This window comes from Ochrobactrum sp. SSR (genome assembly GCF_030067775.1).
Lineage (GTDB): Bacteria > Pseudomonadota > Alphaproteobacteria > Rhizobiales > Rhizobiaceae > Brucella > Brucella teleogrylli.
The window spans coordinates 81,156-99,414 of sequence record NZ_CP125971.1; the positions used below are offsets into that span (position 1 = coordinate 81,156).

Sequence of the window (18,259 nt, forward strand, 5' to 3'; positions counted from 1 at the left end):
AAGCAATTTTCGGGCTGTGCAATGAACGAGGGCAGGGACAAACGGATTTCCGTTTGAAGCGGCTCTCGTGATGACAATGGAGGTTTTGACCCTTTTTATGTGTGGAATTTGCGGAGAAGTCAGGTTCGATGGCGGTACGCCATCGGTTTCGGCAGTCTCGAAAATGGCGGATGTTTTAAGCCCCCGCGGGCCGGACGCATCTGGTATCGTCATCCGGGGCAATATTGGCTTCGGTCACAGAAGACTGAGGATCCTCGATCTTTCCGAAAAATCGCAGCAACCAATGATCGACGCCGACCTCGGTCTCACACTGGTTTTCAATGGATGCATCTACAATTTCCGCGAGTTGCGCGCAGAACTTGAAGCAAAGGGTTATCACTTCTTCTCCGATGGAGATACGGAAGTGATTTTAAAGGCCTGGCATGCATGGGGAGAAAATTGCGTCTCTCGATTTTTGGGAATGTTCGCATTCGCAATCCACGAACGGGACACGGGAAGGATCATTCTCGCTCGCGACCGTTTCGGGATAAAGCCGCTCTATCTTGCCGAGGTCAACGGCGCGTTGCGTTTTGCGTCTTCGCTGCCCGCATTGGTGAAAGCTGGCGGCGTTGATACTTCAATCGACCGCGCTGCTCTCCACAATTACATGAGCTTTCACGCGGTCGTTCCACCGCCGCGCACGATCTATGAAGGTGTGCGTAAGCTTCCACCTGCAACGATGCGCATTTATGAAGCCAATGGCAATTTCAAAGACCGGATTTACTGGCAGGCGCCCTATCGCCGACTGCCGGGTGACAGCACTCTGAGCCGTGAGGAATGGCAGGAGCAATTGTTGGACATGCTCCGTGTGGCAGTCAAAAGACGCATGATTTCTGATGTTCCGGTCGGCGTTCTTCTTTCCGGCGGCGTGGATTCCAGCCTCATTGTAGGGCTGCTGGCTGAAGCAGGTCAGACCGGCCTTATGAGTTTTTCTGTCGGCTTCGAAGAAGCCAATGGTGAGAAAGGCGATGAGTTCGTCTATTCGGACCTGATAGCCGAGCATTTCGGAACGGATCACCACAAAATCTTTGTTCCTTCGGCGGTTCTCATGGACGCCTTGCCTGGAACCATTGCCGCCATGTCGGAGCCGATGGTTTCCTATGACAATGTGGGCTTTTACCTCCTCTCGAAGGAAGTGTCGAAGCACATCAAGGTTGTCCAATCGGGGCAGGGCGCAGACGAGGTGTTCGGTGGCTATCACTGGTATCCGCCTCTCGTCGATTCCAACGATGTGGTCAGCGACTATGCCAAGGGATTCCGCGACCGGACGCATGCAGTGCTCGCAACGCAATTGTCTCCGGAGTGGATGTCTGAACAGGATTACAGCCAGCAACTTCTGGAAGAGAGGCTGCTTGAGGATGGCGCCGATACGCCCGTGGATCGCGCGTTGAGGCTCGATACCAATGTGATGCTCGTGGACGACCCGGTCAAACGCGTCGATAACATGACGATGGCATGGGGTCTGGAAGCGCGGGTGCCCTTCCTTGACCATGAGCTCGTTGAACTGGCAGCGCGGATACCTCCTGAGGAAAAGCTGCGCGACGGCGGCAAAGGTATCCTCAAGGACGTTGCGCGGAAGATCATCCCAAGCGAGGTCATCGACCGGAAGAAGGGTTATTTTCCGGTGCCGCAGCTCAAATATATCGCCGGGCCCTATCTCGACATGTTGCGCGATGCGTTGTCATCCCAGAAGGCGCGCGAACGTGGGCTTTTTCAGCGCGACTACCTGGAGCGTCTGTTCACAAAACCCTCAGACCACATCACGCCATTGCGTGGGTCGGAATTGTGGCAGGCGGGCCTGTTGGAGATGTGGCTCCAGACGCAGGAGGCATAAATGCATAACCATGGTGAGGAACGTATGACCCGGCAGAAAGCCAGGGGCGGTAAAGCTCTTTCGCATCGTCTGACACGCTTGCGCACGCCTGAAAGTGCAGGGTTTTACCAGGAGCATTCTCAAGGCCATAAGGCGGAAACTGATAGCAGGCATCGCAATGTAGCACTCGATTGTGGATGGGGCCGTTTGTTGTTTGCTCAGACATTTGACAGCAACCAAGCCATTGTTGACGCGATGCGGGCCGAAGCTCCGGCAAGTAGAGATATCCTGTTTTATGTCAGCGATCCGCATGTGCTATTGTCGCTGGCACCGCACGAGATTTTTCTCGATCCGTCGCATACTTACCGTCTGGAACTGTCGACCTACCGGGCTGGCGGGCGTCGCACACGCGGCATCACCATTCGTCGCGCCATTTCGGAAACTGATGCAGATGGTATCAATGGGGTCTATACAGCGTGCGGGATGGTTCAGCTTCGGGAAGATTTTTTCTCAGCCGAGCGCGTCAACCGCGCTGTGACCTATTTTGTCGCTCAGGACGACGCCACTGGCGAAATTGTTGGAACGGTCACTGGCATCGACCATCAGCGCTTGTTCGACGATCCTGATCGCGGGGCGTCCCTCTGGTGCCTCGCGGTTCATCCGCAGGCGCGTCAACCCGGTATTGGTGAAAAGCTGGTGCGCATGCTGGCCGAACATTTTCAGGCGCGTGGGTTGCGTCATATGGATTTGTCGGTGCTGCATGACAATGAAAACGCTATCCGTCTGTATGAGAAACTTGGATTCAATCGCGTTCCGCTTTTTGCGGTTAAGTGCAAAAACGCCATCAATGAAAAGTTCTTCGCATCTCGTCTCGAAGCCGTTGAGGCACTTAATCCCTATGCGCGGATCATTGTGGATGAAGCAATGCGCCGGGGTGTCCAGGTTGATGTAACAGATGCGGAAGGCGGCTTCTTTCGTCTCTCTTACGGGGGGCGTTCGGTTCATTGTCGCGAAAGCCTGTCTGAGATGACCTCCGGCGTTGCGATGTCGATCTGTGATGATAAGGCCGTGACCAGACGGGTTGTTGAAAAAGCGGGACTGAGCGTGCCTGCACAGATTTCCGCCGACGCCCCCCTGAAATACTCGAAGCTTTCTTGCGTCAACATGGGAAGCTTGTCGTCAAACCGGCGCGCGGAGAACAGGGCCAGGGGATCTCTGTTGGAATATCCGATATGAAGCAGCTGCAAACGGCAATCAAACAGGCGCGCACTGTTTGTGATCGGGTTCTGCTGGAAGCTTGTTTTGATGGGGAGGATTTGCGTCTGGTTATTATCAATTATCAGCTCGTCGCAGCAGCGGTGCGTCGCCCCCACGTGTGGTGGGTGACGGAAAGACACCTGTGCGAAAGCTCATCGAGATTCAATCACGTCGTCGCTCTGCCGCTACTGGTGGTGAAAGCCGCATCCCTATCGACGCTGAAACTAAAAGATGTCTCCAAGAGCAGGCGCTATCGCTCGATAGCGTACTTGAAGACGGCCATGAGATCACGGTGCGCAAGGCTGCCAATCTGCATACTGGCGGGACCATTCATGACGTCACATCTATTGTCGATCCTGAGCTTGTCGACGCGGCTCGTGGTGCCGCGCGTGCAATCAATATTCCGGTGGTCGGCATCGACTTTATGGTCAAGAAACCGGATAGACCGGAGTACATTTTCATTGAGGCCAATGAGCGACCAGGGCTAGCCAACCATGAACCGAGACCAACAGCGGCCAAGTTTGTTGAGTGCCTGTTTCCGCAGCTTCACCACGACGGTTGAAATGGTTATGCATTGACATACTACACGAATAAGTCAGGTTAAGCTGCTATCATATAACGGTAATTTCTTAGTACAAAAGTAAAACATGTGGCCCGCTTTCCGGCGGGCCACATGTTTTGTGTCATGGTCGGGTTGGGGCAGGGGCTGCCCCAAGTGGGTTGTTTGTTATGCCTTGCCGAGACGCTTGCGCAATTCGGTGTTTTCGGAGCGAAGCTTTGCAGCCAGTTCCTTGCGCAGCTTGAGGTTTTCAGCTTCCAGTGCAACAAGCGCCTTGAGATCGTCGCTCGACGATGCCTTGGCAGCAGCCGGTGCTGCGGTCTTTCCAGCAGCATTCTTCCAGTTGTAATAGGTCTGTTCGCTGACTTCAGCCTGCTGCAATGCAGCTTTCAACGTGACCTTGCCACCCTTGGTAGCCTTTTCAACGGAGGCAAGAATAGAAGCGCGTTCGGCTGGCGAATATTTCTTCACCTTGCGACCAGCTGGTGCTGCAGCAGCTGCAGCGGCCTTGGGTGCGCTCTTGGCAGCTTTGGGAGCCTTGGCTGCCTTCGCCGCAGGCTTTGCAGCGGCTGCTTTAGGCTCGGCCTTCTTGCGCGGTGCGCGGGTTTTCGGCTTGCTGCTTGCGGGCTCTGCGGCAGCGGTCTGGTTTGCTTCTACAATGGTTTCATCAGCCATGTTCAGTTTCTCCTGAATTGATACTCGGGTAAGCTTTCCGGGTGCCGAATATATGGGACAATGCTTAATGCAACCATAAGTGCCATTACTTTGACAATTTGTGAAGAGATGCCATCCAAAGACATGCGGCGAGCGATCTATTGTGAAGGCGGATTGATTGTTGAAAACGGGCCCCGAAATCTATAGGTAGAGCGCAGTACCTGTCGTACACTTCCATGGAATTTGATCGAGAAAGCTATTTTCGGATGAAGAATCCAATCCGCAATGTTGTGGTTGAATATAAGAACCGGCGTGCGCGCAAGAGCGGCAACTCTCTTTGGGGCAACCTTGATCTGAAATCGATTGCCCGTGAAGTGGACGAGGATGTCAAGGCGCCGCTCGCAGTCGAGCCGTCAAAGCCCGCTATCTCGCAAACTGGCAGCAAGCCTGCTGAGACCATCGAAGAACCCGCCCCACAGGGGAAAGCCGTTGTTGAGCCGGTAATCTTGGAAGCAATCGCGTCACCGCAAGAAACCGAAACCCTTCCGGCTATCGCCGCTCTCGTCTCGGCAACGCCTGAAAAGAAAAAGCGAATTCCTCGCCGTCACTTGAAGCCGATTGCTGACAAGCCGGTAAAGGCAAAACCATCTCCGAGAGCGAAACTTGATATTCTGGATGAACTGCAAGCGCTTGAGGCCGAGAATACTGCACTAAAACGGCAGTTGGCTGAAAAGCTCAACGCCGAAAACCAGAAAATGCGAAAAATGCTTATGAGGTAGAGGTTAATAATTTATCCGATTGATTGTTTGAATATCTTTCCCGGCGCCTAAACCTGTATTCCCGCCTAAGCAGTAATTATCGTGTCTTATTTGATTTGGAAAAATATGTCGATTTAGTATAAACAATCCGGCGACTGGGGAGCTTTTCGACTTCTTCAGCATCGAAGAGGCGAGACATGGATGCAAAGTCGGTCTATATCACAGTGATGCTGATCATTCTTGCGAATGGCGGCGTCCTGAGTGCAATCCTCTCCGATTTTCCAACCACGCTAAGACCTGCCGCACGGATATGGCAATGGGCGACACTGCTCGTCGCCCTTGGATGTGGAATATTCGCTGCCGAAGTTTACTTGCCGTCGAACCTGGCGATCATTACGGCAAATGTGGTTTTGATGATAGCGCTGAGCATGTATCATCTGGCCATCAGACAGTTTCACGGTTTGCCCCTTTACTCGCACGTTCTGTTGGTGCCGGTCTTGGGTATGCTCCCGTTTCTTTATTACGTTGTCTTCGTTCCAGACATCAAAGTGCGGGTGGTCATCGTTTCGATTCTTTGGACTATCATCATGTTGGCCTCGACAGCTATCCTGATCAGTCCCGAACACTCAAAGGAGTATCAATCCCGTAGTCGGTTTGCGATGGCTGTAATTTACATAATGGCGGCGCTTACTACGATACTGCGCGCAATCCTTTACGTTTCGCTAGATACACAACCGAATTTCACGATTGCGGACAACACCCACTGGATGAACAGCGTGACGCCAGTGTTTCTATCGGTATTGCCGGTTATTGGAACCACAACATTTTTGCTCATGTGCTCCGATCAGGTCAAACGCCGTTGGCAGAATGCTGCATCACGCGATTATTTAACAGACCTGCCAAACCGGCGTTCCCTGATTGCCTATGGCACGTCGATCATAGGGTCCACCGAGGAAACATCCAGTCACCGGGCAGTTGCAATCCTCGATATCGATCAGTTCAAATCCATCAATGATCGTTATGGTCATTTTTCAGGCGACGTCGTTTTGCAAACGCTTGCACAAAGACTAAAAGCCGTTCTGCAGGCTGATGATTTTATTGCTCGTACAGGCGGTGAGGAGTTCGTAATCATTTTTGGCGAAAAAAGCAGCCGTGATGCAGAAATGGCCGCCGAACTAGTCCGTAACACCGTTGCGAGAAATCTGTTTTCTATAGGCGACGCGTCAATATCAGTCACGGTGTCGATCGGACTTGTCGTCCAGAACAAAACGATGAAGTTCGATGACGTGATGATACATGCTGACAAGGCGCTGTATGTCGCAAAGAATAATGGACGCAATCGGATTGAAGTCGTTGCGATAGACACGGAGTGAAACCTTGGCCGTTGCAGGTGAAGGTTCCATAAGATAGATTACGCGATCCAATTGTATAACAGGGGTGGGTTCAAGCTTGAAGTGCAACTTGCAAGCGAGGTAGTTTCGTATCAAGGGTTGATCCATTCAGAGGCCATGACCACGCCAGCAGGGTCATAGCTGAATCGCGCCCTGCGATTGCTCTCCCGCCGAAGCTGAAACCAATCCAATGTGTCGGCGCGGAAAGCCAGCACGCCGAAGTGCTCTTTACCATCAGCACCGTCTGCAAGTTCCGATACAAAGGGCTGCTCGTCAGTTACAAAGGCAAGCTCATCTCCGGGTGGGCCTCCTGCATAGGTCGCACGCGTCCTAGCAGGGAGCATTTCCCAAGCTGTTTCGGCAACTGGGCTACCCGGCGCGTGAAGCTCTACCGTTCCCTGCAATCGAAGCTGCAAACGCGTCTGTGAACAGTAACCGAGCAAGGTCGCATAAGGATGCGCGCCAAATTCACGCCATTTGGCACTGCGTGTATCCGTGTGGAATTCAAGCATCCGTTTGGTCACGTCGGTTCGCCGAAGCACAACCATTCGCGCCTGAGGGAGGTTTTCGGCATCAACCGAACAGAGATTCACATAACGGAAGCAGGATTCCGGAGAAGACGCCGCCGCTTCAAGCTCGGCCCAAGCAGCAAGTTCCACTTCCTCGATAGGTTCCATTCTATGTCACTCCATATGATAAAAAGCGGCGCTGGCCCAATGACCGACACCGCTTCTTGATTGTTCCAAACAAGAACCGATCAAACGGAACGGGTCACACCACCGTCAACGCGAAGGTTCTGCCCGGTGATGTAACCTGCCCCATCAGACACCAGAAACGCGATCGTCGCGGCGATTTCCTCTGCCGTGCCATAGCGATTCATCGGCACGCTGTCGCGCCGCTCATCAGTAGACGGAAGACTGTCGATCCAGCCGGGCAGCACATTGTTCATACGGATGTTCTTGGCGGCATAGTTATCCGCGAAGATCTTGGTGAAGCTGGCCAGACCCGCCCGGAATGTTGCCGAAGTCGGAAACATAGCCGAAGGCTCCGAGGCCCATGCCGTCGAAATATTGACGATAGCGCCGCCGCCCTGTGCTTCCATAATCGGCGTTACCAGACGGATCGGGCGCACGGCGCTCAGGAAGTAAACCTCCATGCCCTTGTGCCAGTCTTCGTCGGTCAGCTCAAGGATCGGCGCACGCGGACCATGACCGGCAGAATTAACCAGTGCATCCACCCTGCCCCACTTGTCCATCGCCAGATCGACAAGTCGCTTCACATCGTCATTGACCAGATTTGAGCCGGTGACGCCCACGCCGCCCAATTCCTGCGCCAGCGCTTCGCCCTTGCCGGACGAAGACAAGATCGCTACGCGATATCCGTCCTGTGCCAGCTTTCGTGCAGCCGCAGCGCCCATGCCGGAACCGCCAGCGGTGATGATTGCAACTTTTTCTCCAGACATCAAAGGCTCCTTTGTTTCGATCTTGAGCACACTATGCCAAATTTTGATAAGACTTTCGCGCCAGAAAGAAACGCATTATATTGTAGAAAATCTACAGGCTAATCCATGAACCCGTCACGCCGCAAATTGCCTCCATTAAATGCCCTGCGCGCCTTTGAAGCTTCGGGCCGCAGGCTGAATTTCCGCGCCGCAGCGGACGAATTGCGTGTCACGCAAGGCGCTGTTGCACAACAAGTCCGTGCGTTGGAGGATCATCTCGGCCTGACGCTTTTTCATCGCCTGCCACGTGGATTAGCCCTGACGACGCAAGGTGCGAACTATCTGGCGGATGTGACCCGAGCCTTCGATACGCTTGGAGACGCCACCGGACGGCTTCTGGACAGACCGGAGACGGTTACGATTAGCGTTACGCCGACTGTCGCGGCGAAACTTCTTATTCCACGACTGGCCAGACTTCATGCAGATCTCGCAGGCGTGGAATTGCGCACCGTTGCGACGGAGGCGGTTTCCGATTTTGACCGGGACAATGTGGACATTGCGGTGCGCCTCACGCGGCCGCCTTTCCCGTCTACGCTTGATGCAAAACTGTTGTTTCGTCAGGAACTGGTAGCTGTTGCCAGCCCCTATCTCATCGACGGTAGGTCTTTGCCACTGACAAGCGAACAGCTTCGGGAAATGCCGCTTCTGCACGATGCGCATAATCACTGGCCCGAGCTTCTTGGCTCAAAAGGAAAACTGCCAGGTGCGATGTTCAACCAGACAGCACTTGCACTGGATGCTGCTCTCGCCGGTCAAGGCGTCGCTCTCGCATGTAGAGCCTTCGTTGCGTCCGACCTGGCGACCGGACGACTGGTGCAAGTGGCCGAGCCTACAATCATGATAGAACCAGATTATTACCTTATCCGCAAACGCTCAACCTCACCGAGAAAGGCGGTCGATGCCGTTTGGACCTGGTGCTCTGAGCGGTTGCTTCTGCCCGAAATGAAGTAAGGCTGAAACAGCATAGTCTTGCTAAGGGTTAGCCGACGTCCCGAAACTGTCTGTTTTCTAGGACCCAGAAGAAGACAATTGTTATGACGAGCACGATCAGAAGCAGGATGAATGCTGCTGCCGACCCCTCGTTGAGGGAGAGTCCAAGAAACGCCTGTCTATAGGCGAAGAAGCTCAAGACTTCCGTCGACGTGCCGGGGCCACCCTTAGTGAGAACATAAGTCAGATCATACGTGCGGAACTCATTGATCAGCTGGATGATGATGGCGATAGCCGCAACGGGACGCAACATCGGCAGCGTCAAGTACCAGAACTGTTCGATCTTGCCAGCGCCGTCTACTTCCGCCGCCTCGTAAGGATCGCGCGGCAACGAAGCCAGTCCAGCCGCAAGGATAAGCACGACAAAGGATGTTTGCTGCCAGATATCGATGGCTGCCATAGACCAGATCGCGAGGTCGGACGAGCCAAGCCAGTCAAGCCTTGGCAGACCTATGGTCTCCATCATGTGGTTCACGATACCCAGATTGGGCTGCAGCAGCATACGCCAGATAAGGGCGACACTTACCGGAGACATGGCCATCGGTATGGTCAGGATTGCGAAGTAGATGGGTTTGGTTTTCACGACCGCGTTCAGCATGAGCGCAATCCCCAACCCGAGTATAAACTCGGCAACCACGGTGACGATCGAGTATTTGACTGTCAGCCATAGTGAACTCCAGAACTGCGCATTGCTCATGATCCGCGCGTAGTTTTCAAAGCCCGTGAACGGTAACAGCGATGGCCGCATCAGTGTCATCGAGGAAATCGACATGAGAACGGCATACAGAAGCGGCAGCCCCATGACGACTGCAAGTGTCAGTAATCCTGGCAAGGAAAACGCCCAGCCGGTTTTCCAGGTTCCGTCGATTGCAGTGGTGTACGTGGACATACGAATGTTTCCTAGAATGCCGCCGGGATGAAACTGAAAATTTTCTGCCGCCCTCCCTTCAACAGGGAGGGCGGCAAAGCATTATTTCTTGAGAAGGTCTTCCAGACCGGAAGCGGCTGCCTTTATGGCTGCGTCCGGCGCAATCTCGCCGCCTGCCGCCTGCGATACTTGCGTGCCGAGAACATCTTCATACTGCGCCGAATAGGCGAATATCGGGAACGACTTTCCAGAAGCGACAACATCCAGAGCCTGTTCATAGAACGGGTACTTCTTCAAGACGTCGGCGTCCTTGTAGACAGCTTCGCTGACAGGCGCATGGCCCTCAAGCGCGCGTGCGACGCCGATCTTTTTGCTCTGCACCCACTTGATGAAAGTCCAGGCTGCTTCCTGTGCTTCTGGTGATGTGTTCTTCGGAATGCCCCAACCCCAGCCACCGCTTTCGCCGTGGCCACCCGGCATCACGGAAAGACCGACCTTGCCAGCAACATTCGGGCACTTTTCGGCATTGTCCATCTGAGGCAGCATCCACCAATAGGTGACCATGCTGAAAGCTTCGCCGCTGCACATGAGGCGCATCGTATCATCCAATGTGGCCGACAGTGCGCCTTGTTGCGCCGCATTCTTGATCGCATCGACATAAAGCGTAAGCGCCTTGACGGCTTCCGGGCTGTCGAGCGTAACCTTGCGGTCCTTGTCGAGATAGCCGCCACCTGCCGAGAACAGGTAGTTGGAGAACTCCATGCTGTTCGGATCGCCACGCTGGCCCTGCATGGCCGTGCCCGCAACATTTGCCTTCGCCTTCATGAATTTGGCGACCTGCACATAGTCTTCAAGCGTTTCTGGCTTCTTCAGCTCGGCATTGAACTCGCTTTTATAGGCTTCCTTGAGCTTTGGATCGTCCAGCAGGTCTTTTCGATAAAGCATTCCCATCGAGTAGTTGTACATCGGCAGGATCGGCATGGCCTGGTCGGTCCGGCCAAGCAGATCGAGTGTTGAGGGGATAAATTCGGACAGATCAAGCTTGTCGCGTTCGGCAAGAGGCTTCAGATCAGTCAACCAACCGGCAGCGGGAAATTCGCCCGCCCATAGAAAATCTACCTCAAGGAGATTGTAATAGCTTTCCGGCGAGACAAGCTGCGTGGCGAGCTTGTCATGCATGTCGCCATAGCCCACTTTTTCAAATTCCACCTTGATGCCGGTTTCCTTCTCGAAGTCCGGCAGCAGTTTTTCAATGATGTGCGTTTCGGGCACATCTTCCATCAGTGCGCGCAGCGTAACGGTTTCCGCGTGTGCGTATCCCGCACCCGCCAGAAGAAGCAGGCTGACGCTCGCCAATAATTTGTTCCCATATTTCAGCATTTTCGTGGTTCCCTTTGTTATGTTTACCTGCATGCAATTTATCTTGGCGTCATTTGACGCTGCCGAATGTGAGCCCCTGCACGATGAAGCGCTGGATGAAACGCGATGCGATCACGAGCGGCAAAATGGCCAGAATGACGCCCGCCGCCACTTTCGCAATCTGAACCCCGTTGGAGGTCTGTAGAGAGGCAAGACCGACAGGCACGGTCGCTGTCGCCGGGCCGCTTAGCACCAGAGCAAACAGGAATTCGTTCCAGGCAAGGATGAAGCCCAGCACACCTGCCGCTGCGATACCGGGCAGAGAAACAGGCACGACAATACGCCAGAACGCACCCCAGGCGCTGGCGCCATCTGTCTGCGCTGCCCATTCCAGATCGACAGGAATACCCTCGAAGAAACCCATGAGAATCCAGATCAGGAACGGCAGATTGATTGCAGCATAAGCAATCGTCAGGCCGAGCACAGAATTGGTCATGCCCACTGAGCGGAACACCATGAAGGCTGGCAAGACAATAGCCACTGGCGGAAGCATCTGAGTGGCAAGCACGGTGAAACGGGCCAGCGGACCGCCGGTCTTGAAGCGCGCAAAGGAATAGCCCGTCATTGCCGCAAAGGGCAGCGCGAGTAGCACAGAGCCCGTCGCCACAATCAGACTGTTGAGGTAATAGACGCCAAAGCGCTTTTGCGTGAACAGATCCACATAGTTCTGAAAGGTGAACTGAGGCATCAGTTCGGTGGAATAGGCCATCTGCTCCGGAACAAAGCTTGTTCGAAGAGTCCACAGCAATGGTAACAGGATCGCAAGCGATACGATGAAAAGGCCCGTATGGATGACTATCTTGCGCATCACCGTCTCCTAGACCGTCACAAGGCCGGGTTCTAACGGTGGTCGTTTGATGACCTTTTCCGTCTGGGCATCAAAGAGATGCATCGGTTTGGTATCGATGAACAACCGTACCTTTTGCCCGACTTCAGCGGTAAAGTGGCGGCTCACGCGGGCATTCAGTTCCAGCGGTTTGTCGTTTCCAATCTGCCCGATGACGACCGTCTCGACGCCCAGTTTTTCGACCGCAACGACAGTCAGATCGAGCGGTTGCCAATCGGGATTGTTCTGGGCTTCGTAGATGTCTTCAGGCCTGATGCCTAACAGAAGCGGTTTGCCGCTGCTGGCCGCATAATGCGGCTTATGCATCGCTGGAATGCGAATATCGACACCATCGCCCTTTGCCTGCAACTCGCCATCGTCAGATGGCATTAGTTGCACAGGGATGAGATTCATCGGCGGTGTCGCCAGAAACTTTGCAACAAACGTATCCGCAGGATTGGCATAAACCTCCAGAGGAGCCCCCACCTGAACCATCACACCGTCGCGCATGATACAGATGCGATCTCCCATGGTCATGGCCTCGACCTGATCGTGCGTCACATGGATGATGGTCTTGCCAAGCCTGCGATGCAACTTGACCAGTTCCAGCCGCATTTCTGCGCGCAATTGTGCATCAAGGTTTGAAAGCGGTTCGTCGAGAAGAAAGGCGTTGGGCTCGCGGACAATCGCCCGGCCAAGCGCAACGCGCTGGCGCTGCCCGCCGGACAGTGCGGCAGGTTTGCGATCAATATATTTGTTCAGCCCCAGCATATTGGCAGCATCGGAAACCTTGGCTGCAATCTCGGCAGCGGGCACGCCACGCATCTTGAGACCGAAGCCCATATTCTGCCGCACGCTCATATGCGGATAGAGTGCATAGGATTGAAACACGACCGCAACATTGCGATCTTTTGGCGGGAGCCGCGTCACGGATTTACCGCCAATACGCAGGTCGCCGGAGGTGATGCCCTCAAGCCCTGCTATCATGCGCAATGTCGTCGATTTCCCGCAACCAGATGGTCCGAGAAAAATTACAAACTCGCCGTCCTCGATCTTGAGATCGACATCACGCACCCCATAGGCGCCATTGGCGTATAGTTTGGAGACGTGTTCTAGTTCGATCGACGCCATTCAGGTCTACCCTTCTGCACGATCAGCGACACGGGCCATTTTTAGCCGGCCGCCGTTATTCCCCTGGAGGTGACTGCACTTTGTCAGCCATTCTTGTTCGTGGGCGCCTCACATCTGGCGTGAAGCGCCTTGTCTGCACTAGGTCGTATAGACGCCGCCGGTCACATTGATGCCTTGTCCGGTCATAAAGCGCGCGCCATCCGAGCAGAGGAACACAACCACTTCAGCGACATCTTCCGGTTCTTCGAGACGACCCAGCGGAGTCTGCGATACATAATCGGCAATGACCTGTTCAGGTGTAATGCCGCGCAGTTCTGCTTCCCATTCCACTTCGCGCGATTGCATGGAGGTTTTGACGAAACCGGGACAAACTGCGTTCACGCGAATTCCATTCGGCGCGAGTTCACGCGCCAGTGCTTGTGTCCAACCAAGAACTGCAAATTTGCTTGCTGAATAATGGGCCAGAAGCGGTGCCCCAATCTTGGCGGCGAGCGATGCCGTATTGACGATCACGCCCTTGGTGTCGCTGGCGAGAAAATAGCGGGCGGCAATCTGATTGGTCAGAAACACGCCACGTGTGTTCACGTCGAAATTGAAGTTCCACTCTTTGTCAGTGAGGTCGACGGCACGGTTCATCGTGGAAACACCGGCATTTGCCGCGACAATATCAAGACCACCCCATTGGGCGATCAGAGCTTCGAAACCCGCCTCGACGGATGCGCGCTGGCTGACGTCCATCGCCAGTCCGACAGCATCCCCGCCAAGTTCGCTTGCTGCGCGTTTCGCAGCATCACCGTTGATATCGGCAATTGCGATACGAACGCCATGGCGCGCCAATGCACGCGCTATCGCTTTGCCTATGCCGGAAGCAGCCCCCGTCACAATGGCGCGCTTTCCGTTCAGTTCGCTGGCCAGTTTGCCCGGCATTGCAGCGTTGGTCATTTTGTTCACCCTCGGAACGAATGTTATCGATCACGAAAAAGCATATTCACTGTTTGATTATGTTGGCAATACATAAAATTATGTTCGTTTATGTTTTTTTGAGATTGATTTTGTTCGTTCCTTCTCCTAATGAATAAGTTGAATGTCTGGTCGAACCACCGGAGGAAAGTATGACGGACAAGCAAAAGGACATCCAGCCAGCAGAAGCAAAACGGCTGCCTGCCCGCGTTCGCCATGCCCATCTCGTCGACGCCGCACGCAAGCGTGGATTCCTCCAGGTTGTTGATATCGCTGCTGAACTTGGCGTCTCTGAAATGACCATTCGCCGTGATCTCGTTGAACTGGAGCGCGATGGCCTGCTTGTTCGAACCCATGGCGGAGCGGTTATCGACGAGGACGCGCCGGAGCCTTTTCTCGACCGCGAGGAACCTGCTTTTTCAGCCCGCCTGCGTGAACACAACCCCGAAAAGATGAGCATCGTTGCCAAGGCACTGGAGCTTGTTGAACGCCGCATGAGCGTCGCGCTTGATGTCGGTTCGACCACTTATCTTCTCGCCGAAGCCTTGTGTGACACCGTGGGCGTCAAGTTTTTTACATCCAGCCTCCGGACCGCGCAGCTTCTCGGCGGCGCACAACGCGAAGTCTATGTCCCTGCGGGTCAGATCCGCGGTGAAGAGCTTTCCATCTGCGGCAAGTCGGCCTGCGATGAGTTCGAGCGCCTGTGGTTTGATATCGCCTTTATTGGCGTTTCGGGCATTACGGCAGATGGTCTCTTCGATTATTCGCCGGAAGACAGTGACCTGAAGCGGGTTTACCTGCGCCGCGCCAATCGCAAGGTGCTTCTCTGCCATAGCGCCAAGTTCAACCATATGTCCCTCATCAGGATCGCCGATCTCGACGAAATCGACACCTTGATCAGCGACGCGGCCCCTCCTCCGAATATCGCCAGCGCGCTTTCCAGAGCGAATGTCGAGATCATTATCGCTCCCCCAGTTACAGGCATTTGACCGGAAATTTCCATGAGCTGCGTTCTAGGTCTTGATATCGGCACCACCTCTACAATCGGCATTCTCGTGCGACTTCCGGACGAAGTGCTCGGCATCACATCGCGACCCGTTACCCTGACGTCGCGTCAGCCCGGTTGGGCTGAAGAAGACCCGGAACAATGGTGGAGCAATTGCTGTGCCATCATTCAAGAGCTGATTGGTGCAGCCGGCATCTCAACCACCGAGATTGTAGGCGTTGGCGTCACTGGTATGCTGCCTGCAGTTGTTCTCCTTGACGAGAATGGTGCTGTGCTTCGACCGAGCATTCAGCAAAGCGATGGACGTGTCGCCGCTGAGGTCGCGGAACTGCGCAGTGAAATCGAGGAAGTTGAATTCATTGCCAAGGCTGGCAACGGCATAAACCAGCAGCTTGTCGCCACCAAGCTGCGCTGGATCGAACGGCACGAACCAGAGGTCTTTGCCAAGATCGCAACCGTTTTCGGCTCCTATGATTACATTAACTGGAAACTGACCGGAGAACGGCGGATTGAACAAAACTGGGCTCTGGAAGCTGGTTTTGTCGACATCGCAACCAACGAGTTGTCCCCGGAGTTGATCGCGCTCACCCACCTGCCTTTGTCGGTCGTTCCAGCGAAGGTCTCATCTCATGCGGTCATGGGAACGATAACGAAATCCGCTGCCCTCTCCACGGGCCTTGCAGAGGGGACACCGGTCGTCGGCGGCGCTGCCGATATGATTGCCTCAGCGCTTGCGGCAGGTGTTTCGCAAGAAGGTCAGGTACTGCTCAAATTTGGCGGCGCGCTGGACATTCTGGTTGCGACCGCAAAGGCAGCGCCAGATCCGCGCATGTTCCTCGACTACCATCTGGTACCGGGGCTTTATATGCCGAATGGCTGCATGTCGACCGGCGGTTCCGGGCTCAACTGGTTTGCCGAGAACTTTGCAGGCGGCGAAAAGCAAGCTGCAGTTGATGCGGGTTTAAGCTTGCACCAGCATCTCGATACGCTTGCCGCGAAAATCGATGCGGGCGCTGACGGCGTGGCGATTGTTCCGTATTTTCTTGGCGAGAAGACGCCTATCCATGACCCCTTTGCCCGAGGCACCATTACCGGTCTTAGTCTCAATCACAAGGTCGGCCATGTTTGGCGGGCATTGCTTGAGGCCTATGCCTATGCTGCACGCCACCATATCGAGGTGCTTCAGGATATGGGACACCACCCCAAGCAATATCTCGCTTCTGACGGCGGCGCGAACAGCCGCGTCTGGATGCAGATCATGGCGGACGTGCTTCAGGCTCCAATTCGTCAGCTCAAAGGGCATCCAGGCTCATCATTAGGCGCAGCCTGGGCGGCGGCTGTGGGCGCAAACGCCGTAGACGGCTGGTCGGGAATTGCCGCCTTCGTTGAAAATGGCGATCTCATCCAGCCACGGCCTGAAAATGCAGTGACTTACAACAGCGGTTACCAACGTTTCCGCGAAATCTACACCAACCTCAAGCCGCTTTACAGAGAGTAATCACAACGATGACGATCAAAGCCATCGCATGGGATATTGACGGTACGCTCGTAGATAGTGAGCCGCTTCACCATAAGGCACTTCTGGCCGGCACGGCGCATTTCGGCACCGATCTCAGCGATATTCCAGAAGAACGATTTCGCGGGGTCCATATGGATGCTGTCTTTGAAGCTGTCAAACCGCGATTGCCAGCCGATTTGAGCTTTGAGCCATGGATCGAACGCATTCGTGACCATTACATCGCCCATGCGGGCGAACTTCGGCCCATCACGGGCGTCCTGCAAGCAATGGACGCGGCAATGGAATACGGTCTGTTGCAGGTATGCGTCTCAAATTCCGGTCGAAATATTGTCGACACCAACATCGCCGCGCTTGGAATTGCAGACAAGCTTCGCTTCTCCATCAGCATCAACGATGTGCTGCATGGCAAGCCTGATCCAGAGCCTTATCTGGCTGCGGCCGAGCGGCTACGCCTTGCTCCAGCACAGATGATAGCAATCGAAGACAGTTTGACCGGAGCAATCTCAGCACATGCCGCAGGCATGAAGGTCGTCGGCTACGGTTTGGCTGAACAGCCCGGAAATCCAATCGACCACTACCTGGATAACTACGCAGAGCTACCGGCAATCCTGCGCGCTCACATGTGAGCGTGCAGACCGCATGAAGATCAACCGACCCGAGGTCGGAAGAAGAATACGAAGCTAACGCCGTCTCCGGATTGAACCGAAGACCGGCACAACAAAGGGGTTCACCATGAGCAAGTTTTTTGATCTTTTCCCGACGAAGAAGCCCATCATCGCGATGGTGCATCTTAACCCGATGCCTGGCGCTCCGCTTTATGACCCGGAAGCTGGCATCGAAGGTATCGTCGAGGCAGCGCGTCGCGATCTTACTGCTTTGCAGGACGCTGATGTCGATGCTGTCATGTTCGGCAACGAAAACGACCGTCCATACGAACTTGCTGTCGACGTCGCTTCCACGGCGACCATGGCCTATGTCATTGGCCGCCTGCGTGGTGAAATCGCAAAGCCTTTTGGCGTTAACGTTCTCTGGGACCCCAAAAGCTCGGTCGCTTTGGCCACGGCAACCGGCGCGTCCTTCATGCGCGAAATCCTGACTGGCACTTATGCCTCCGACATGGGGCCATGGACGCCAAATGCGGGTGAAACGATGCGCTATCGCAATCGTCTTGGCCGTTCGGATCTTGTCATGCTGGACAACGTATCTGCTGAATTCGCGGATTCAATGGATCGCCGCCCCCTCCCCGACCGGGCACGTTCGGCAGTCTTCTCGTCCATTCCGGATGCCGTTCTGGTGTCGGGCACGATCACCGGTGAAGCCGCCAATGTTTCGGACCTCGAAGCCGTCAAGCGGGTCCTGCCTAACACGGCGGTTCTGGCCAATACGGGCGTGCGTCATGCAACCGTCGCCGATATCCTCAAGATTGCCGATGGCTGCATTGTCGGTTCGTCGCTGAAGGTCGATGGTAACACCTGGAATGCGGTCGATCCGGAACGCGCCAAGGAATTCATGAACATCGTGAAGAAAGCCCGCAAGGACTGATAAAAAAGACAATCGCGCGCGGTGAC

At 54.7% G+C, this 18,259-nt stretch carries 16 protein-coding genes and 1 pseudogene; 9 read left to right on the top strand and 8 right to left on the bottom strand.

Translation table 11 applies throughout. The annotated features are described in order from the left end of the window. The first annotated feature begins 97 nt into the window (after window positions 1-97). A complete protein-coding gene (locus QLQ11_RS17825) occupies window positions 98-1,873 on the top strand; it encodes an N-acetylglutaminylglutamine amidotransferase (protein WP_121537901.1) in 1,776 nt (591 codons plus the stop codon). Then, window positions 1,874-3,671, top strand: a pseudogene (gene ngg, locus QLQ11_RS17830) (N-acetylglutaminylglutamine synthetase). A 165-nt stretch (window positions 3,672-3,836) separates the two neighbouring features. Here ngg and QLQ11_RS17835 read toward each other — a convergent pair. Then, window positions 3,837-4,343 carry a transposase gene (locus tag QLQ11_RS17835; RefSeq protein WP_121537897.1) on the bottom strand — a complete coding sequence of 169 codons (507 nt, stop codon included), beginning with the start codon at window positions 4,341-4,343 and terminating at the stop codon, window positions 3,837-3,839. A gap of 245 nt (window positions 4,344-4,588) precedes the next feature. Here QLQ11_RS17835 and QLQ11_RS17840 point away from each other — a divergent pair, with 245 nt between their 5' ends. Then, window positions 4,589-5,101 carry a hypothetical protein gene (locus QLQ11_RS17840; protein ID WP_121537895.1) on the top strand — a complete coding sequence of 171 codons (513 nt, stop codon included), beginning with the start codon at window positions 4,589-4,591 and terminating at the stop codon, window positions 5,099-5,101. Between the two features lie 176 nt (window positions 5,102-5,277). Beyond that, on the top strand, window positions 5,278-6,453 hold the full coding sequence (locus QLQ11_RS17845; protein WP_121537893.1) for a diguanylate cyclase: 1,176 nt from the start codon (window positions 5,278-5,280) through the stop codon (window positions 6,451-6,453). Window positions 6,454-6,563: 110 nt separating this feature from the next. Here QLQ11_RS17845 and QLQ11_RS17850 read toward each other — a convergent pair whose 3' ends face one another. Together QLQ11_RS17850 and QLQ11_RS17855 are read right to left on the bottom strand one after the other, a co-directional pair. Beyond that, window positions 6,564-7,148, bottom strand: a complete 585-nt coding sequence (locus tag QLQ11_RS17850) for a pyridoxamine 5'-phosphate oxidase family protein (RefSeq protein ID WP_283735295.1) — start codon at window positions 7,146-7,148, stop codon at window positions 6,564-6,566. 80 nt (window positions 7,149-7,228) lie between these two features. Further along, window positions 7,229-7,933 (bottom strand): SDR family oxidoreductase, encoded by a 705-nt coding sequence (locus QLQ11_RS17855; RefSeq protein ID WP_078337470.1) that lies wholly within the window; start codon window positions 7,931-7,933, stop codon window positions 7,229-7,231. A 105-nt stretch (window positions 7,934-8,038) separates the two neighbouring features. Between QLQ11_RS17855 and QLQ11_RS17860 the strand changes: the two genes are divergently transcribed. After that, complete coding sequence (locus tag QLQ11_RS17860; RefSeq protein WP_121537889.1) at window positions 8,039-8,923, top strand: LysR substrate-binding domain-containing protein; 885 nt, start codon at window positions 8,039-8,041, stop codon at window positions 8,921-8,923. Window positions 8,924-8,951: 28 nt separating this feature from the next. Here QLQ11_RS17860 and QLQ11_RS17865 read toward each other — a convergent pair whose 3' ends face one another. From QLQ11_RS17865 to QLQ11_RS17885, 5 genes are all read right to left on the bottom strand, one after another. Next, window positions 8,952-9,851: a carbohydrate ABC transporter permease gene (locus tag QLQ11_RS17865; RefSeq protein ID WP_283735294.1), complete on the bottom strand. Its 900-nt coding sequence runs from the start codon at window positions 9,849-9,851 to the stop codon at window positions 8,952-8,954. Between the two features lie 81 nt (window positions 9,852-9,932). Beyond that, window positions 9,933-11,210 carry an ABC transporter substrate-binding protein gene (locus QLQ11_RS17870; RefSeq protein WP_171317676.1) on the bottom strand — a complete coding sequence of 426 codons (1,278 nt, stop codon included), beginning with the start codon at window positions 11,208-11,210 and terminating at the stop codon, window positions 9,933-9,935. Window positions 11,211-11,259: 49 nt separating this feature from the next. Further along, the gene (locus QLQ11_RS17875; protein WP_283735293.1) at window positions 11,260-12,057 is read right to left on the bottom strand and encodes a carbohydrate ABC transporter permease; all 798 of its coding nucleotides are present in this window, start codon (window positions 12,055-12,057) and stop codon (window positions 11,260-11,262) included. A 9-nt stretch (window positions 12,058-12,066) separates the two neighbouring features. Beyond that, complete coding sequence (locus tag QLQ11_RS17880) at window positions 12,067-13,206, bottom strand: ABC transporter ATP-binding protein (RefSeq protein WP_109365975.1); 1,140 nt, start codon at window positions 13,204-13,206, stop codon at window positions 12,067-12,069. Window positions 13,207-13,344: 138 nt separating this feature from the next. After that, window positions 13,345-14,148 carry an SDR family NAD(P)-dependent oxidoreductase gene (locus QLQ11_RS17885; RefSeq protein WP_235858937.1) on the bottom strand — a complete coding sequence of 268 codons (804 nt, stop codon included), beginning with the start codon at window positions 14,146-14,148 and terminating at the stop codon, window positions 13,345-13,347. Between the two features lie 170 nt (window positions 14,149-14,318). Between QLQ11_RS17885 and QLQ11_RS17890 the strand changes: the two genes are divergently transcribed. The 4 genes from QLQ11_RS17890 to QLQ11_RS17905 all read left to right on the top strand — a co-directional run bounded on the left by QLQ11_RS17890 (window position 14,319) and on the right by QLQ11_RS17905 (window position 18,233). Further along, window positions 14,319-15,155 (top strand): DeoR/GlpR family DNA-binding transcription regulator, encoded by an 837-nt coding sequence (locus QLQ11_RS17890; protein WP_078337100.1) that lies wholly within the window; start codon window positions 14,319-14,321, stop codon window positions 15,153-15,155. Window positions 15,156-15,167: 12 nt separating this feature from the next. Continuing rightward, window positions 15,168-16,670: an FGGY-family carbohydrate kinase gene (locus tag QLQ11_RS17895; RefSeq protein ID WP_283735292.1), complete on the top strand. Its 1,503-nt coding sequence runs from the start codon at window positions 15,168-15,170 to the stop codon at window positions 16,668-16,670. Window positions 16,671-16,678: 8 nt separating this feature from the next. Continuing rightward, window positions 16,679-17,317 carry an HAD family phosphatase gene (locus QLQ11_RS17900; RefSeq protein WP_109365978.1) on the top strand — a complete coding sequence of 213 codons (639 nt, stop codon included), beginning with the start codon at window positions 16,679-16,681 and terminating at the stop codon, window positions 17,315-17,317. A 106-nt stretch (window positions 17,318-17,423) separates the two neighbouring features. Next, the gene (locus QLQ11_RS17905; RefSeq protein WP_283735291.1) at window positions 17,424-18,233 is read left to right on the top strand and encodes a BtpA/SgcQ family protein; all 810 of its coding nucleotides are present in this window, start codon (window positions 17,424-17,426) and stop codon (window positions 18,231-18,233) included. Window positions 18,234-18,259: the final 26 nt, after the last annotated feature.

Coding starts and splice junctions, on each gene's coding strand:
- QLQ11_RS17845 (WP_121537893.1), top strand. CDS start 5,278: ATGGATGCAAAGTCGGTCTATATCACAGTGATGCTGATCATTCTTGCG.
- QLQ11_RS17885 (WP_235858937.1), bottom strand. CDS start 14,148: ATGACCAACGCTGCAATGCCGGGCAAACTGGCCAGCGAACTGAACGGA.
- QLQ11_RS17905 (WP_283735291.1), top strand. CDS start 17,424: ATGAGCAAGTTTTTTGATCTTTTCCCGACGAAGAAGCCCATCATCGCG.
- QLQ11_RS17835 (WP_121537897.1), bottom strand. CDS start 4,343: ATGGCTGATGAAACCATTGTAGAAGCAAACCAGACCGCTGCCGCAGAG.
- QLQ11_RS17895 (WP_283735292.1), top strand. CDS start 15,168: ATGAGCTGCGTTCTAGGTCTTGATATCGGCACCACCTCTACAATCGGC.
- QLQ11_RS17900 (WP_109365978.1), top strand. CDS start 16,679: ATGACGATCAAAGCCATCGCATGGGATATTGACGGTACGCTCGTAGAT.
- QLQ11_RS17850 (WP_283735295.1), bottom strand. CDS start 7,148: ATGGAACCTATCGAGGAAGTGGAACTTGCTGCTTGGGCCGAGCTTGAA.
- QLQ11_RS17855 (WP_078337470.1), bottom strand. CDS start 7,933: ATGTCTGGAGAAAAAGTTGCAATCATCACCGCTGGCGGTTCCGGCATG.
- QLQ11_RS17860 (WP_121537889.1), top strand. CDS start 8,039: ATGAACCCGTCACGCCGCAAATTGCCTCCATTAAATGCCCTGCGCGCC.
- QLQ11_RS17880 (WP_109365975.1), bottom strand. CDS start 13,206: ATGGCGTCGATCGAACTAGAACACGTCTCCAAACTATACGCCAATGGC.
- QLQ11_RS17870 (WP_171317676.1), bottom strand. CDS start 11,210: ATGCTGAAATATGGGAACAAATTATTGGCGAGCGTCAGCCTGCTTCTT.
- QLQ11_RS17825 (WP_121537901.1), top strand. CDS start 98: ATGTGTGGAATTTGCGGAGAAGTCAGGTTCGATGGCGGTACGCCATCG.
- QLQ11_RS17865 (WP_283735294.1), bottom strand. CDS start 9,851: ATGTCCACGTACACCACTGCAATCGACGGAACCTGGAAAACCGGCTGG.
- QLQ11_RS17890 (WP_078337100.1), top strand. CDS start 14,319: ATGACGGACAAGCAAAAGGACATCCAGCCAGCAGAAGCAAAACGGCTG.
- QLQ11_RS17840 (WP_121537895.1), top strand. CDS start 4,589: ATGAAGAATCCAATCCGCAATGTTGTGGTTGAATATAAGAACCGGCGT.
- QLQ11_RS17875 (WP_283735293.1), bottom strand. CDS start 12,057: ATGCGCAAGATAGTCATCCATACGGGCCTTTTCATCGTATCGCTTGCG.